Source organism: Shewanella sp. SG41-4, from assembly GCF_014164505.1.
Taxonomy (GTDB): domain Bacteria; phylum Pseudomonadota; class Gammaproteobacteria; order Enterobacterales; family Shewanellaceae; genus Shewanella.
In genome coordinates this window covers 1-15,074 of sequence record NZ_JACJFI010000091.1, presented here as the reverse complement: position 1 = coordinate 15,074, position 15,074 = coordinate 1, and the positions used below count along the sequence as shown (strand labels likewise).

The following is a 15,074-nucleotide window of genomic DNA, read 5'->3' as shown; positions in this document are numbered from 1 at the left end:
GGCAATTTATGTTAGAGGGAAAGCGAGAAAGAAGTTACCCGCGCTGCTTAAAAGTGAGTAAGAATGGTTATCCTGTCGCAAAAAGGAAAAATGCCGCTCACCTTAAGTGAACGGCATTACGCTTATCGCGGCCTTTTTGGTTTACTTGAACGGACTAACCAAAATCATGGTTTCATTTCTGTCCGGACCTGTAGAGATAATATCAATAGGCGTTTCTAATAACTCTTCGATACGTTTGATATAATTTATTGCCGCTGGAGGCAATTGCTCGATTGTTGTGGCACCAAAAGTGGTTTCACTCCAACCAGGCATGGTTTCATATATTGGGGTAACTAAATCATAACCTTCTGCAGCCAAAGGGGTAACCTTTGAAACTGTTCCATCAGCATTTTGATAGCCAACACAAATTTTAACTTCTTTTAGGCCGTCTAAAACGTCTAATTTAGTTAAACAAAAACCGCTTACGCTGTTGATTTGAACTGCACGGCGCATTGCCACAGCATCTAACCAACCTGGACGACGCTTACGACCAGTTGTTGCACCAAACTCTTGGCCTTTTTCACCAATATAATCACCAATTTCATTGGCTAATTCTGTTGGGAATGGACCAGCACCGACGCGAGTCGTATAAGCTTTCATGATGCCTAAAACATAGTCTAAATGACGAGGACCAAAACCTGAACCGGTCGCGACACCACCTGCTGTAGTATTTGATGACGTCACAAATGGATAAGTACCGTGGTCGATATCCAATAATGTGCCTTGAGCGCCTTCAAATAGAATTGGCTCACCCGCTTTACGGGCAACATCAAGCATTTCACTAACATCAGTACACATACTTTTTAGATAATCAGCAATCGCTAATGCATCATCAAGTGTTTGCTGGTAGTCAACGGCTTCAACTTTGTAGTACTCAGTTAACATGAAGTTATGATATTTCATCACTTCTTGTAACTTAGTAGCAAAAAGTTCTGCATTAAACAAATCACCGATGCGTAAACCGCGACGAGAAACTTTGTCTTCATATGCAGGACCAATACCACGACCCGTTGTACCAATGGCTTTATTACCGCGAGCTTTCTCACGAGCAACATCCAATGCACAATGGAATGGAAGGATAAGCGGACATGCTTCAGAAATTAACAAACGTTCTTCGACAGGTATGCCGCGTGCTTTTAGCATGTTGATTTCTTTCATCAACGCATCAGGAGCAACAACCACACCATTACCGATAATGCATTTTACGTTATCACGTAAAATACCTGACGGAATAAGATGAAGAACGGTTTTTTCACCATCAATTACCAAAGTATGACCGGCATTATGGCCGCCTTGGTAACGAACTACGTATTTTGCCTGTTCTGTTAAAAGGTCGACAATCTTACCTTTGCCTTCGTCACCCCATTGGGTGCCGAGTACGACTACATTTTTGCCCATTATTAGCTGCAACGTCTTGTGGTATAAAATGGAATTTTAACAGATTTTAGGGGGTTATAGGCAAGTGTTTTATTGAAAAATAATCAATAAAACAATTCCTGTTGTGACTAAACAACCACCTAAGCGTCTGAGAACATTTTGCTTTTGCGCAGAAAGCTCTAATAAATATTTTTGCCACTTGTTAGGAAAAAGTAACGGACCAAGCCCTTCAATAATTAAAACTAAGCCAAATGCGGTCATTAACAATGGTAAATTCATGTTTTAGCCTCTTTCCAACTGATACCAATTCCATTAATTATGTAACCTCAACTCAAGATAAAAGATGAGAATATAAATATAAAGATCATAAATTTAGTCATTAACCCCGATCAAATTTGTCATTTGTTTTACTAACAAGTCGAATTGACGTGTCAATAGCAGGTCTATTGTAAGTCTACTTGTGTAAAAAATGACGCAGTAAGCAAGACAAAGAGCTGTTTATGAGGTGTTTTTATCCTTAGTTCAGGGATGTACCTTTTAGCCGGAGTTTCCGACTTTATAACATCGATGTTATCCAACACCATTAACGCACACAAATCACATTTTACACGATAAATTTTAGGCAATAAAAAACCCAGCAAATGCTGGGTTTTTTGAATCCAAAAAACGAATTAACGCTTAGAGAACTGTGGCTTACGACGTGCTTTACGTAGACCAACTTTCTTACGTTCAACTTTACGTGCATCACGGGTAACAAAACCAGCGCTACGTAGAGTAGGACGTAAAGCTTCATCTAGTTGCAATAATGCACGGGTAATACCGTGACGAATTGCACCAGCTTGGCCAGTAGTACCACCGCCCTTAACAGTTACATAGATGTCTAATTTATCAGTCATTTCAACTAATTCTAATGGTTGACGAACAACCATACGAGCAGTTTCACGACCAAAATATACATCCAAAGGACGTTGGTTTACAACGATATTGCCACTACCTGCTTTAGCGAAAACGCGAGCTGTAGATGTTTTGCGACGGCCAGTGCCGTAGTACTGAGTTGCAGACATTTGCTTACTCCTCCCGTTTAGATATCAAGAACTTGTGGTTGTTGTGCAGCGTGGTTATGTTCTGTGCCAGCATAAACTTTAAGCTTACGGAACATGGCACGGCCCAAAGGACCTTTTGGTAACATACCCTTAACTGCTTTCTCGATGATCATTTCAGGCTTATGAGCTTGAAGCTTCTCAAAGCTGATTTGCTTAATGCCACCAATGAAGCCTGAATGAGAGTAGTAGATCTTACCGGCTGCTTTGTTACCAGTTACAGTCACTTTTTCAGCATTAATAACGATGATATAATCACCAGTATCAACGTGTGGAGTGTATTCTGGCTTATGCTTGCCACGTAAGCGAGTTGCGATTTCAGTTGCGATACGGCCTAAAGTTTTGCCTTCAGCGTCAACAACAAACCAGTCACGAGTTACAGTTTCTGGTGTAGCAGTAAAAGTCTTCATTATTACAAAAACCCAAAGTTAATTTTCTGTCTCACATGCTGACTGCAGGTTGCAATCAACACAAAATTACCGATTCTTGCCCCTTCGAACATGAATATTGGCTTACAACTTCCGCCCAAATTGGCGGATTAACGCGGGCAGGTCGCAGATTATACGCAAAGCCACGGCAAAGATCACCTGATTTTTGATAATATTTCAAATAAATCACTTAATAATCGATGAACAAAAATACCCGACTTTTCAAAAAGTACCGTTTGTAGGTTTAAGGCAAATGTTCCAGCGCCAAATACTCTCTTGATTGCATTTCAATAAGCCTTGAACGACAGCGTCTGAATTCAAAACTTAGCTGACCATCAGTATAAATATGTTCCAATTCGACTTGGGCTGAAATAATCAATTTCACATTTCTTTCATAGAATTCATCGACCATGGCCAAGAAGCGTCTGGCAATATCATCACCCGTTTGTTGTGCACCCATTTGCTCTAAACCACTCACTAGCACTGTATGGTATAGGCAAGCCATTTCCATATAGTCACGTTGTGAGCGAGGTCCATCACATAAATCACGGAAACTTATTAACAGTACTCCTTGCGACTGTTGACGAATACGAATTGCACGCCCATCAACGTCTATAGGAGCAGTCAGTTTTTCAGATTCCGGTGCCAGTTGGTCGAAATAATGTAATAGATTGATGTCAGCTTGATCATCGAGTGGATAATGATAAATCTCTGCCTGCTCTAATGTACGCAGACGATAATCTATTCCAGAATCGACATTTAAGATTTCACAGTGTTGATTAATCAAGGCAATCGCAGGTAAAAAACGCGCTCGTTGTAAGCCGTTTTTGTATAACTCGTCAGGGATGATATTTGAAGTGGCGACTAGGGCAACGCCTTCTTTAAATAATGCTTGAAATAATGTCCCTAACAACATGGCATCGGTGATATCCGACACAAAAAACTCATCGAAACAGATAATTTGATATTGTGACGCCATCTTTTTTGCAATAGTAAGTAGAGGATCTTGCACGCCTTTTAGTTCACCTAAATCATGGTGAATTTGGTGCATAAAGCGGTGGAAATGAGCACGTAATTTTCGATCTGTTGGCAATGCATCAAAAAAGGTGTCCATAAGATAGGTTTTACCCCGGCCAACGCCCCCCCAAAGATACAAACCTTTTACGGGAACCGGTGTCGACTTAATTCCTATTACGCTAAACAATTTACTGACACCTGATACGGGCTTAGCGGCGACAATCAATTCATCATAGACTCGTTGTAATGACTTAACCGCTTGTTCTTGTGCGGCATCATGTGAAAAATCATCTCGGGTAAGGTCTTGCTGATAATGCTGCCAAGGGGTTAACTGCGACACGATTACGACTCTCTTACATCAAATAATTGCTGCGAATAATAACATTAAACAATCAATACGAGTAATGGCTTCAACGGATCAAATTAACCTTTGTTAATAAAAATGGAACTAACACGATGACCACTACTCTGATTGATTAACGTAAATTTGCTAATTGTTTGCTTATCATTGTGCTGACTTGCCTCGCCATTGTAGAACATCATCAAACAAGCTCACGGCAACACACTAACAAGAATGATTAACGATATTTAACTTTGAAATCATGCCATCAAGCCACATATTTTATGTTACCAAGCTTGAATGCATACAGGAGCTATCCATAGATGAAAACCAAATTAAGCTTACTTTCTGCTGCGTTATTAACGGCATCGTTAGCCATGACACCCACGCTATCATTTGCTGCCATTCCACAAGCCGTCGACGGGCAAGCCATTCCTAGCTTAGCGCCAATGTTAGAACGGACAACGCCAGCGGTTGTGTCGGTAGCAGTATCGGGCACCCAAGTTTCAAAACAACGCGTACCGGATGTGTTTCGCTACTTCTTTGGTCCTAATGCCCCACAAGAACAAGTTCAAGAACGCCCTTTTAGAGGTTTAGGGTCAGGGGTGATTATTGATGCAGACAAAGGCTACATCATTACTAATAACCATGTCATTAATGGTGCTGACGACATTCAAATTGGTTTACATGATGGCCGTGAAGTTACAGCTAAGTTAATAGGCGCAGATAAAGAGTCGGACATTGCCCTGCTTCAAATTGAAGCAAAAAACTTAATTGCTATTAAACAAACTGATTCTGATGAAATTCGCGTCGGTGATTTTGCAGTGGCCATTGGTAACCCATTTGGTCTTGGGCAAACCGTTACTTCAGGAATTGTAAGCGCACTAGGCCGCAGTGGTTTAGGCATTGAAATGCTAGAAAACTTTATCCAAACCGATGCCGCTATAAATAGTGGTAACTCAGGTGGCGCATTAGTTAACTTAAAAGGTGAGCTCATCGGAATTAACACCGCTATTGTCGCCCCTAATGGTGGTAACGTCGGTATTGGTTTCGCAATCCCTGCCAATATGGTTAATAACCTTGTTGATCAAATTATTGAACACGGTGAAGTAAGACGCGGCGTGCTTGGGGTATCAGGACGAGATCTTGATAATGAACTAGCCAAAGCTTTCGGTTTAGACACTCAACATGGTGGCTTTGTGAATGAAGTCATGCCAAAGAGTGCCGCCGACAAAGCCGGACTAAAAGCGGGTGATATTATTGTCACCCTTAATGGCCGCAGCATTAAAACCTTCCAAGAACTACGTGCAAAAGTGGCCACTATGGGCGCTGGTGCTGAAGTAGAATTTGGTATAATTCGTGACGGTGATAAAAAGACCATTAAAGCAACTTTAGGTGAAGCGGATAAAGTCGAGGCAGAAGCGGGTAACGTGCATCCAATGTTACAAGGTGCAACGCTAGAGGACAGCAAGAAAGGAATCCAGATAACTGAGATTGCTCAAGGCTCGCCAGCGGCAATGAGCGGTTTACAGAAAGGCGATTTAATTGTGGGACTTAACCGCAACAAAGTCACTAGTCTTAAAGCATTAAAAGAAATGTTGAAAGACAACCAAAGCTCTGTAGCGCTAAAAATCTTACGTGATAACAACTTGCTCTACCTTGTCTTACGCTAAAATCATCAAGCAACTAGATCACACTCGATAACAATCATTCGATTATTGAGTGTGATATCAGTTAAGGAATTAAGCATCGACAAACGTTTGGTCGATGCTTAATTTATCGAGCTATGTTAATATAACAGCCATTTTTTTTAACAATTATTCATGCCATGAACTTAAAAGACACTTGCATCTATATAACTAAGGCTGTGGTATTTGGTCTGATCATGGCAGCTGTTTTTTTAGCCATAACCTCTTTGATGCAAAACTCCTCGCTCAACCATAACTTAACGAATGTTAGCAACAATGGCTCAGAATTATCTTTTGCTAAAGCGGTTCGTCGTGCAGCCCCTGCCGTTGCTAATATTTATAGCCTTAGTATTGACCAACATAATCCACTCAATTCAAGTTCACTTCAAGGCCTCGGCTCTGGAGTAATAATGAGTAAAGAAGGTTATGTATTAACCAATTACCATGTGATAAAAAAAGCTGACGAGATTGTGATTGCGCTGCAAGATGGGCGAAAATTTACCGCTGAAGTGGTTGGTTCAGATCCGGAAACTGATTTAGCAGTGCTCAAGATTGAAGGTGACAATTTACCTATCGTACCGATTAATCTCAATAAGCTAGCCCAAGTAGGCGATGTGGTATTGGCCATTGGCAATCCTTATAATATTGGCCAAACCATTACCCAAGGGATTATCAGTGCAACAGGACGTAACGGCTTAAGTTCAGGTTACTTAGACTTTCTACAAACTGATGCCGCCATTAATGCAGGCAATTCTGGCGGCGCATTAATCGACACCAGTGGTGAATTAATTGGCATTAATACTGCCGCATTCCAAGTGGGTGGTGATAATGGTGGCAATGGGATTAGTTTCGCGATTCCAATTAAATTAGCCCACAGTATTATGGATAAATTGGTTAAGCATGGCCGGGTTATTCGTGGCGCATTAGGTATTTCGGGTGAGCCACTCAATCCGGTAATGGCGCAGATACTTAACCTACCTGATTTAAAAGGGGTGTTGGTTACCGGTATTGATCCTGATGGACCGGCTGCACGTGCACGTTTATCACCTAGGGATGTTATTACTCAATACAATGACGAAGATGTTCCAGGGGTTGAAATGTTAATGGACAGAATTGCAGAAACCACACCGGGGACTAAAGTCAACATGACCATTATTCGTGAAGGTAAAAAGCAAACACTACCGGTGATTATTGCGGAAAAGATCACTGAAACAGAGTAGCAGACGCAAATATTGACAATATGCATCGACAAAAAAGCCATTCAAATGAATGGCTTTTTTGTGAGTCCGCGGTAATGCTTATACCTACTTCACTCTCAATATTTAACGTAAACTATTTAACTCGAACGACTTCAGCACCCAAGCCTTGGAACTTAGCTTCAATGTGCTCATAACCGCGGTCTAAATGGTAGATACGATCTACTGTTGTAGTACCTTCAGCCATTAAGCCTGCAATCACTAAGCTGGCAGATGCACGCAAATCTGTCGCCATAACTTGTGCGCCATTTAAGCGTTCAATACCATGAATAATGCAAGTGTTGCCTTCAAGCTCTAAATTAGCACCCATACGGCTCAACTCAGGTACATGCATAAAACGATTCTCGAAAATCGTCTCAGTAACATGACCAGTGCCTTCAGCAAGGGCATTCAACACGCAGAATTGCGCTTGCATATCGGTTGGAAATGCAGGGTAAGGTGCGGTTTTAATATTGACTGATTTTGGACGCTGGCCTTTCATATCAAGCTCAATCCAATCTTCACCAGTAGTGATTTCAGCACCAGCATCTTCAAGCTTTGATAACACTGCCTCTAATGCACTAGGGTCTGCTGATACGCAGCGAATTTTGCCACGTGTTACGGCTGCTGCAACAAGGAATGAACCGGTCTCGATGCGATCAGGCATAACGCGATATTCGCAACCTGATAATCGCTCAACCCCTTCAATCTTTAACGTTGCAGTACCAATACCAGTGATCTTTGCACCCATAGCAATTAAGCAATGAGCTAAATCAGTGACTTCGGGCTCACGTGCAGCATTTTCAATCACTGTTGTGCCATCCGCTAACGCTGCAGCCATAAGCAAGTTTTCAGTTGCACCAACGCTGACCATATCCATAAAGATATGTGCGCCTTTTAAACGACCGTCGACACGCGCTTTAATGTAGCCTTCTTTGACTTCAATCTTAGCACCCATTAGCTCTAAGCCATGTAAATGTAGATTCACCGGACGTGCGCCAATAGCACAACCGCCAGGTAAAGAAACATCTGCAGTACCATAACGGGCAAGCAATGGACCTAAAATAAGAATAGAGGCGCGCATGGTTTTGACTAAGTCATAAGGGGCGCAATATTCATTTAAGTTGGTAGTTGAAATACGAATGCGGCTACCGCCTAAGTCTTCAACCTCTGCACCTAAACAGCGTAAAAGTTCACAACTGGTGATCACGTCACGTAAGTTAGGCACATTTGAGACAATAAAATCTGTTTCGGCTAATACGCCAGCCATTAAAATTGGCAATGCTGCGTTTTTTGCACCAGAGATCACGACTTCGCCAGCTAAAGGATTACTGGCTTTAATAGTTAATTTATCCACTGTGAGTCTCTGTTGTTACATATTGAAAAGTTTTTCACGCTTCCACTGAGTAGGCGTAAAAGTTTTAATCGTTAACGCGTGCAATTCACCACTGGCAATTTGCTCAGCTAAAGGGCTATAAATCGCCTGCTGCTGTTTCACGCGGCTCATGCCTTCAAAGCATTCACCCACTGCGACCACTTTGTAATGGCTGCCATCAGAAGTTACATGTGCTTCTGTTAGCGACAACGCCTCTGTTAAAATCTGTTCAATAACCTTGCATTCCATGAAATCAATTACCTTTACTATTTGAAACTATATTTGGCTGAAAAAAGCGTCTAAATCATAAAGCTCAATCATTTTCTTGAGCTGATCACTTGGATTAACCAATTGACGTAACACACTTGTTTCTTGGCTACTTGAAGCATGTAGTTTGATAAACGCTAATAACAATGCAACACCTGCACTGTCGACGTATTCCAATGCTGATAAGTCTACCACTTGAGTCGATGCAGTAAACAATTCATGGCGTTTAGGCCACAATTGTTTTACATCATCTTGTGTTAACCGACCGCTGACAATGCAACGTTGCTCTTGTTGATTAAAGGTAATCACGCAGCTGCTGCTTCTTTTGCTGGTTGGCGATCAATATTCTGTTGGGTTTTATCATTCAACATTGTAATCACCGCTTCAATACCTTGCTGACGGATTAAGTTTGAAATTTCAGACTGTTTAGAAGCGAGTAAACTCACACCTTCTGCCACTAAATCAAATGCTTTCCAAGTATTGTCTTTCAAACGACGCGCCTTAAATTGAATTTTAATCGGTGGACGACCGTTTTCGATAATCTGCACGTTCACTTCAACTATTTTTTCGTCGCTAAAATCACTCGGCGGATCAAAGGCCACTTTTTGATCGGTATATTCTGTTAATGCTTGAGCATAAGTTGCGACTAAATAGCCTTCGAAAGCCTCAACAAAACGATTACGTTGATCTACGGTGGTATCACTTAAATACTGCCCCATGACCTTATATGCAGCGTATTTATAATCGACGTAAGGCATAAGCTCTTCACGTACAATCACTTTTAAGTGGCTTAAATCGGCATTAATTAATGCTTTATCTGATTTAAACCGATCAAAGGTCATATTGGCTACTTGTTTGATCATCTCATAAGGATCACTAGTATTCACCTCATCATTAGCAGCCGTAGCACCTTGGCTGATAACAGCGCTGCCCACTAGGCATAAAGCTATAACACGACTAAAAAACGTTTTCATAATAGGGATCCTATTTATCTTTAGATGACATGCTGTATAACAGCTGACCAATTAAATCTTCTAAAATCAATGCACCACGCGTGTCATGTACTTTATCGCCATCGGCAAGCATCGAAATATCATCGTCCATAAATCCAGGTGTTAGACCAATAAACTGCTCCCCAAGTAACCCTGAAGTCAAAATGGCCAAACTGCTGGTTTCGGGGAATTTATCGAAACGCTTATCCATTGTTAACGTCACAACAGGTACTAATTTATGACTATCAAGGGTAACATCAGTCACGCGTCCGACAACGACACCGCCAACTTTTACCGGCGAACGTACTTTTAGGCCACCGATATTATTAAACTCAGCCACCAAGGTATAAGTCTGGGAATTGGATTTCACTTTAACATTAGCAACATTGAATACTAATACGCAAAATGCCAACAAACCTGACAATAAAAATACACCTACTAATAACTCTATTTTCCGTGTCAACATACTATTAAACCACTTAAATTAATCTAAACAATGAAAAAATCTTAATTTCCAAACATGATTGCAGTAAGCAAAAAGTCCAGCGCTAAAACAGCTAAGCTTGCCTGCACAACCGTTGAGGTTGTCGCACGACTGATGCCTTCTGGATTGGGTTGAACTTCATAACCTCTGTACAAGGCTATCCATGTCACCACCACGCCAAAAATAGCACTTTTTATCAAACAGTTAACAATATCTTGTCGCCACTCAACCGATTCCTGAAGAATTGACCAAAACGCACCACTATCAATGCCTTTCCATTCAACACCGACTAAGTGCCCACCAAAAATACCCACTAGACTAAACATTAACGCCAGTAATGGCATGCTAATGACACCAGCCCAAAAACGCGGTGCGATGATTTGCCTTAATGGGTCTATCGCCATCATTTCTAAACTCGACAATTGCTCTGTCGATTTCATTAAGCCTATTTCGGCGGTTAACGCAGAACCTGCTCGTCCGGCAAATAATAATGCAGCAACGACAGGCCCAAGTTCGCGTAATAAGCTTAACGCTACCATTGGGCCTAAGCTTTCTTCAGTGCCAAACCCAACTAAAATATTATATCCCTGCAGAGCCAATACCATGCCAATAAACAAACCGGACACTAAAATGATGACCATTGAACGAACACCAAGCACATAAACTTGCTTTATCAGTAATGGGGTACCTTTTTTGATGTTAGGAAAAAGCGCAATCGCGCGCCATAACATGATGCCCGCTCGACCATAGCCCTGCACCAATCTCAATGCATATTTGCCGGTGTCGGCAATATAATCAATTACGCCCACGAAGTAGCTCCTCTTGATAATCCTCTGCAGGATAATGGAATGGCACAGGGCCATCTGGCGCGCCTTTGATAAACTGGACCAGTTGTGGATTGTCAGATTGACGTAATTGCTCTGGTGTTCCATGTGCAATGACTTTTTTATCTGCTATCACATAGACATAATCTGCAATACCCAGCACTTCATTAACATCGTGAGAAACCACCACTGAAGTGAGTTTTAATGAATCAGACAACTCGCGAATAAGTTTTACCAGCATGCCCATTGAAATAGGATCTTGTCCGGCAAAGGGCTCATCGTACAACACCATCTCTGGTTCTAGTGCAATCGCTCGTGCCAATGCGGCTCTACGTTGCATACCACCAGATAACTCGTTAGGCATCATATACGCGGCACCGCGGAGTCCGACAGCTTGGAGCTTCATCAATACAATGGTGCGAATAATCTCTTCTGGTAATCCAGAATGTTCTCTTAAAGCAAATGCGACATTGTCGAAAACATTAAGATCGGTAAACATTGCGCCACTTTGAAACAGCATACTCATGCGCTTACGCAACTCAAACAGATCTTTGCGTTTAAGTTTATGTATATCGTGACCATCGAATAAAACTTGTCCACTGTTGGGGGTTAACTGTCCGCCAATCAATTTCAACAAGGTGGTTTTACCTATACCGCTGGGCCCCATGATAGCGGTTACTTTACCTTTTGGAATCGATAAAGAAATATCTTCATAAATGACGCGTGAGCCATGGCTAAATGCTAAATGGTTGACTTCAACCAAAGGTTTATTACTTGATTTGCTCATATCAGACATCGGCGTTGAGGAGATAACAGCCTTCCTTGCATTAAGTTGAAGGGCAAATTGTACTGTAATTGTGGATTAAGCGACAACTATATCCATATCATCACCCATCATTACTGGGGCAATTACTGCACAATGCTTTCAATTTGATAAAAATCCAGCGAAAATACCCGCTAATTAAATACTACTATCGGAATCACATGCTAGTTAATATCCTAATGTTAGTTGTAGGTCTTGCTGTTTTAGTTTGGAGTGCGGATCGATTTGTCTACGGTGCGGCTGCTTTTGCACGCAACTTAGGCTTACCTTCCATGTTAATTGGACTCACCATCGTTGCAATGGGCAGCTCAGCACCTGAAATGTTTGTGGCCGCCACAGCGTCAATGGATGGTATGCGTGATACCGCCATTGGTAACGTACTGGGCTCAAATATTGCTAACATTACCTTAATTTTAGGATTAACTGCTTTACTAGGTGCTATTAGCTTAGATTCGAAGACCTTAAAACGCGAAATACCTATCATGCTAGCTGCTACGGTATTTGCGGGTTACACCTTGCATGATAATGTGTTAACACAAACTGAAGGTATCATGCTCATCGCGTTACTTTTACTGTTGATGGGATATTTCATTTGGCAAGCTACTCAGGATAAAACCCCCGACAGCTTAGATGATGAACTTGAATCTGAGATCCCTAAAAATGTGCCAACCTTTCATGCTATCATTTGGCTAGTCGTCGGTATTATATTACTCCCCCTCTCAGCAAGTTGGATGGTTGATGGCGCGGTGGGTATTGCAAAGTTTTATGGGTTGTCAGATCTTGTGATTGGCTTAACCATTATAGCTGTAGGTACCAGCCTACCAGAATTAGCTGCCTGTATTGCTGGTGTATTAAAAAAAGAACACGACCTTGTCATTGGTAATATTGTTGGGTCTAATTTATTTAACATTCTTGCTGTACTCGCACTACCAGGATTGATTTCCCCTGGTGAAATAGATGCTTCTGCCAGTGGAAGAGACTTCTATATGGTATTAGGCACCAGTGCAGCATTAGCCGTTTTAGTCTTATCCAGTGGCGCTAAGCAACAGCTTACTCGCTGGCATGGTGCACTATTATTAATCACCTTTATTGCGTACCAAATTGTTGTATTTCAGTCGCATTAGATTGGGGCATGAAGGTAAAAACTAGCTAACAGAGAGAGCAGTATGGTAAATCACACTCAATTTCGTCAATGGGGCCGTAAAGTCATTGATATAGAAAAAGCTGCCTTAGATAATTTATATCAATATGTAGACTCGGTTGAGTTTGACCAAGCATGTCAATTGATCATGCAGTGCAAAGGCAAAGTGATTGTCATGGGAATGGGCAAATCAGGTCATATTGGTAACAAGATATCCGCGACCTTTGCCAGTACTGGCACGCCGGCATTTTTTGTTCATCCAGGTGAAGCCAGTCATGGAGATTTGGGTGCATTAGCCAAGAATGACATTGTACTCGCCATTTCCAACTCTGGTGAATCAAGCGAAATACTCACATTAATGCCTGTTATCCAACGTATGGGCGTACCTGTCATTGCAGTAACTGGCAAACCAGACTCTAATATGGCACGTTTATCCAAAATTCATTTATGCATTCAAGTTCAAGAAGAAGCATGCCCACTAGGATTAGCACCAACCTCCAGTACCACAGCCACACTTGCTATGGGCGATGCATTAGCCATTGCTTTATTACAAGCAAAAGGCTTTACTCGTGATGACTTTGCCTTATCACACCCAGGTGGATCTCTTGGAAGAAAATTATTACTAAAAGTAGATGATGTCATGCATAAAGACGATGATTTGCCGATCGTTAATGATGATATTTGTATTACTGACGCACTTTATGAAATATCTAAAAAAGGCCTTGGCATGACGGCGGTAGTCGACCATACCAGTAAATTAGTAGGCATTTTTACCGATGGCGATTTACGTAGGGTTATCGATGCAGATGTGAATCTTCGAACCACTTCTATTGCCCACGTCATGACCGAAAACTGTGTCACCTGTCCTGCGGGAATTTTAGCCGCACAAGCGCTGCAAATCATGGACGAAAAAAGCATCAACGGACTGATTGTCGTTAATGAAAAACATCAACCGATCGGGGCATTAAACATGCTCGATATGGTTAAAGCTGGAGTCATTTAATCATGTCAGAATCAACCTCGTTTCACCAAGGATTTTACGGCCCTATCAGCAATGATATTTGGCAACGAGCTCAAAAAATAAAACTGCTAATCTGTGATGTCGATGGGGTATTTTCAGATGGACGTATTTACCTTAGTAACGCAGGAGAAGAGCTCAAAGCCTTCCACACTCGTGACGGTTATGGTATTCGTTCTGTGCTTACCAGTGGTCTCCATGTTGCCGTGATAACAGGACGTAAATCAAAAATTGTTGAGACCCGTATGACGGCATTAGGCGTGACACATATTTATCAAGGTATTGATAATAAATTTGAGCCTTTTGAGCAATTATTGTCTCTCTATAATGTAACTGCAGATGAAGTGGCTTACATTGGCGATGACATGGTCGACCTACCCGTAATGAAAGCCGTAGGACTAGCCGTTTGTGTCGGTGATGGTCATCCATTTGTAAAACAACATTGTCATATGACAACCACCCTAAACGGCGGCCATGGCGCACTACGCGAACTCACCGACTTATTACTCTTAAGCCAAGATAAATTTGCCAGTGCTCATGGTATGAGTATATGAATAGAGTCACGCTAGGTATTATTGCTTTTTTTGGTCTTGCTTTTATATTGTACTGGCAAGCACAATCAAAACGCAGTGAAATAGATGCGGTGAAAATACGCGGTATTGAGCGCCCCGATTTTGTTGCAGATAACCTACGCACTACAGAATTCAATCAACTAGGATTTGTCGAGAGTCGAGTCAGTGCCGAGCACATGGAGCATTTCGCCTCAAGTGACATCACTCACTTTACCAAACCCATCTACCTCATTTTCCCTGAAAATGGTAAGGCACAATGGCAAATAAGTGCAGACCGGGGACAATTGAATAAAAATACCAGCAAAGTCACATTGGAAAATAATGTTATTATTGATGCCATTGATATAGAAGAAC

18 protein-coding genes are annotated in these 15,074 nt (G+C 41.6%); 6 read left to right on the top strand and 12 right to left on the bottom strand.

The features are described from left to right. Positions 1–141 precede the first annotated feature (141 nt). The 5 genes from H5202_RS10470 to zapE all read right to left on the bottom strand — a co-directional run bounded on the left by H5202_RS10470 (position 142) and on the right by zapE (position 4,301). Positions 142–1,437, bottom strand: a complete 1,296-nt coding sequence (locus tag H5202_RS10470; RefSeq protein ID WP_182772033.1) for an adenylosuccinate synthase — start codon at positions 1,435–1,437, stop codon at positions 142–144. A 69-nt stretch (positions 1,438–1,506) separates the two neighbouring features. Continuing rightward, on the bottom strand, positions 1,507–1,695 hold the full coding sequence (locus H5202_RS10465; protein ID WP_182772032.1) for a DUF2065 domain-containing protein: 189 nt from the start codon (positions 1,693–1,695) through the stop codon (positions 1,507–1,509). A gap of 392 nt (positions 1,696–2,087) precedes the next feature. After that, entirely contained in the window at positions 2,088–2,480 is a 393-nt protein-coding gene (rpsI, locus tag H5202_RS10460) for a 30S ribosomal protein S9 (RefSeq protein WP_011494965.1), read from the bottom strand. Positions 2,481–2,497: 17 nt separating this feature from the next. Beyond that, positions 2,498–2,926, bottom strand: coding sequence for a 50S ribosomal protein L13 (gene rplM / locus H5202_RS10455; RefSeq protein ID WP_011638797.1), 429 nt, complete (start codon positions 2,924–2,926; stop codon positions 2,498–2,500). A gap of 262 nt (positions 2,927–3,188) precedes the next feature. Next, entirely contained in the window at positions 3,189–4,301 is a 1,113-nt protein-coding gene (gene zapE, locus H5202_RS10450; RefSeq protein WP_182772031.1) for a cell division protein ZapE, read from the bottom strand. A gap of 323 nt (positions 4,302–4,624) precedes the next feature. On the opposite strand from zapE, the gene degQ reads away from it, so the two are divergent. Further along, complete coding sequence (gene degQ / locus H5202_RS10445) at positions 4,625–5,974, top strand: Do family serine endopeptidase DegQ (RefSeq protein ID WP_182772030.1); 1,350 nt, start codon at positions 4,625–4,627, stop codon at positions 5,972–5,974. Positions 5,975–6,129: 155 nt separating this feature from the next. Beyond that, positions 6,130–7,209: an outer membrane-stress sensor serine endopeptidase DegS gene (gene degS / locus H5202_RS10440; protein ID WP_182772029.1), complete on the top strand. Its 1,080-nt coding sequence runs from the start codon at positions 6,130–6,132 to the stop codon at positions 7,207–7,209. Positions 7,210–7,321: 112 nt separating this feature from the next. Here the strand turns inward: degS and murA are convergent, their stop codons facing one another. The 7 genes from murA to H5202_RS10405 are packed head-to-tail and all read right to left on the bottom strand — an operon-like array spanning position 7,322 to position 11,962. After that, the gene (gene murA / locus H5202_RS10435) at positions 7,322–8,581 is read right to left on the bottom strand and encodes a UDP-N-acetylglucosamine 1-carboxyvinyltransferase (protein WP_182772028.1); all 1,260 of its coding nucleotides are present in this window, start codon (positions 8,579–8,581) and stop codon (positions 7,322–7,324) included. A gap of 15 nt (positions 8,582–8,596) precedes the next feature. After that, positions 8,597–8,848, bottom strand: coding sequence for a BolA family protein (locus tag H5202_RS10430; RefSeq protein ID WP_182772027.1), 252 nt, complete (start codon positions 8,846–8,848; stop codon positions 8,597–8,599). A 27-nt stretch (positions 8,849–8,875) separates the two neighbouring features. Then, positions 8,876–9,175 (bottom strand): STAS domain-containing protein, encoded by a 300-nt coding sequence (locus H5202_RS10425; RefSeq protein ID WP_182772026.1) that lies wholly within the window; start codon positions 9,173–9,175, stop codon positions 8,876–8,878. Next, entirely contained in the window at positions 9,172–9,840 is a 669-nt protein-coding gene (locus H5202_RS10420) for an MlaC/ttg2D family ABC transporter substrate-binding protein (protein WP_220493835.1), read from the bottom strand. The genes H5202_RS10425 and H5202_RS10420 overlap by 4 nt, the downstream gene beginning before the upstream one ends. 10 nt (positions 9,841–9,850) lie before the next feature. After that, positions 9,851–10,324 carry an outer membrane lipid asymmetry maintenance protein MlaD gene (gene mlaD, locus H5202_RS10415; protein ID WP_182772025.1) on the bottom strand — a complete coding sequence of 158 codons (474 nt, stop codon included), beginning with the start codon at positions 10,322–10,324 and terminating at the stop codon, positions 9,851–9,853. 41 nt (positions 10,325–10,365) lie between these two features. Further along, on the bottom strand, positions 10,366–11,205 hold the full coding sequence (gene mlaE, locus H5202_RS10410; RefSeq protein ID WP_220493834.1) for a lipid asymmetry maintenance ABC transporter permease subunit MlaE: 840 nt from the start codon (positions 11,203–11,205) through the stop codon (positions 10,366–10,368). Beyond that, a complete protein-coding gene (locus H5202_RS10405; protein ID WP_182772023.1) occupies positions 11,138–11,962 on the bottom strand; it encodes an ATP-binding cassette domain-containing protein in 825 nt (274 codons plus the stop codon). The genes mlaE and H5202_RS10405 overlap by 68 nt, the downstream gene beginning before the upstream one ends. A gap of 188 nt (positions 11,963–12,150) precedes the next feature. Between H5202_RS10405 and H5202_RS10400 the strand changes: the two genes are divergently transcribed. The 4 genes from H5202_RS10400 to lptC form a co-directional block, all read left to right on the top strand. Beyond that, positions 12,151–13,113, top strand: a complete 963-nt coding sequence (locus H5202_RS10400) for a calcium/sodium antiporter (RefSeq protein WP_182772022.1) — start codon at positions 12,151–12,153, stop codon at positions 13,111–13,113. Positions 13,114–13,155: 42 nt separating this feature from the next. Continuing rightward, the gene (locus H5202_RS10395; RefSeq protein WP_182772021.1) at positions 13,156–14,133 is read left to right on the top strand and encodes a KpsF/GutQ family sugar-phosphate isomerase; all 978 of its coding nucleotides are present in this window, start codon (positions 13,156–13,158) and stop codon (positions 14,131–14,133) included. Between the two features lie 2 nt (positions 14,134–14,135). Next, positions 14,136–14,702 (top strand): 3-deoxy-manno-octulosonate-8-phosphatase KdsC, encoded by a 567-nt coding sequence (kdsC, locus tag H5202_RS10390; RefSeq protein ID WP_182772020.1) that lies wholly within the window; start codon positions 14,136–14,138, stop codon positions 14,700–14,702. Continuing rightward, positions 14,699–15,074, top strand: a 376-nt coding sequence (gene lptC / locus H5202_RS10385; RefSeq protein WP_182772019.1) for an LPS export ABC transporter periplasmic protein LptC, incomplete at its 3' end; no start/stop codon positions are given. The genes kdsC and lptC, both read left to right, overlap by 4 nt.

What these genes read in the sequence shown, in the direction of transcription:
- H5202_RS10470 (WP_182772033.1), bottom strand. Translation starts at nt 1,437, where the DNA reads ATGGGCAAAAATGTAGTCGTACTCGGCACCCAATGGGGTGACGAAGGC.
- H5202_RS10465 (WP_182772032.1), bottom strand. Translation starts at nt 1,695, where the DNA reads ATGAATTTACCATTGTTAATGACCGCATTTGGCTTAGTTTTAATTATT.
- rpsI (WP_011494965.1), bottom strand. Translation starts at nt 2,480, where the DNA reads ATGTCTGCAACTCAGTACTACGGCACTGGCCGTCGCAAAACATCTACA.
- rplM (WP_011638797.1), bottom strand. Translation starts at nt 2,926, where the DNA reads ATGAAGACTTTTACTGCTACACCAGAAACTGTAACTCGTGACTGGTTT.
- degQ (WP_182772030.1), top strand. Translation starts at nt 4,625, where the DNA reads ATGAAAACCAAATTAAGCTTACTTTCTGCTGCGTTATTAACGGCATCG.
- degS (WP_182772029.1), top strand. Translation starts at nt 6,130, where the DNA reads ATGAACTTAAAAGACACTTGCATCTATATAACTAAGGCTGTGGTATTT.
- H5202_RS10430 (WP_182772027.1), bottom strand. Translation starts at nt 8,848, where the DNA reads ATGGAATGCAAGGTTATTGAACAGATTTTAACAGAGGCGTTGTCGCTA.
- H5202_RS10420 (WP_220493835.1), bottom strand. Translation starts at nt 9,840, where the DNA reads ATGAAAACGTTTTTTAGTCGTGTTATAGCTTTATGCCTAGTGGGCAGC.
- mlaD (WP_182772025.1), bottom strand. Translation starts at nt 10,324, where the DNA reads ATGTTGACACGGAAAATAGAGTTATTAGTAGGTGTATTTTTATTGTCA.
- mlaE (WP_220493834.1), bottom strand. Translation starts at nt 11,205, where the DNA reads ATGGCCCTGTGCCATTCCATTATCCTGCAGAGGATTATCAAGAGGAGC.
- H5202_RS10405 (WP_182772023.1), bottom strand. Translation starts at nt 11,962, where the DNA reads ATGTCTGATATGAGCAAATCAAGTAATAAACCTTTGGTTGAAGTCAAC.
- H5202_RS10400 (WP_182772022.1), top strand. Translation starts at nt 12,151, where the DNA reads ATGCTAGTTAATATCCTAATGTTAGTTGTAGGTCTTGCTGTTTTAGTT.
- H5202_RS10395 (WP_182772021.1), top strand. Translation starts at nt 13,156, where the DNA reads ATGGTAAATCACACTCAATTTCGTCAATGGGGCCGTAAAGTCATTGAT.
- kdsC (WP_182772020.1), top strand. Translation starts at nt 14,136, where the DNA reads ATGTCAGAATCAACCTCGTTTCACCAAGGATTTTACGGCCCTATCAGC.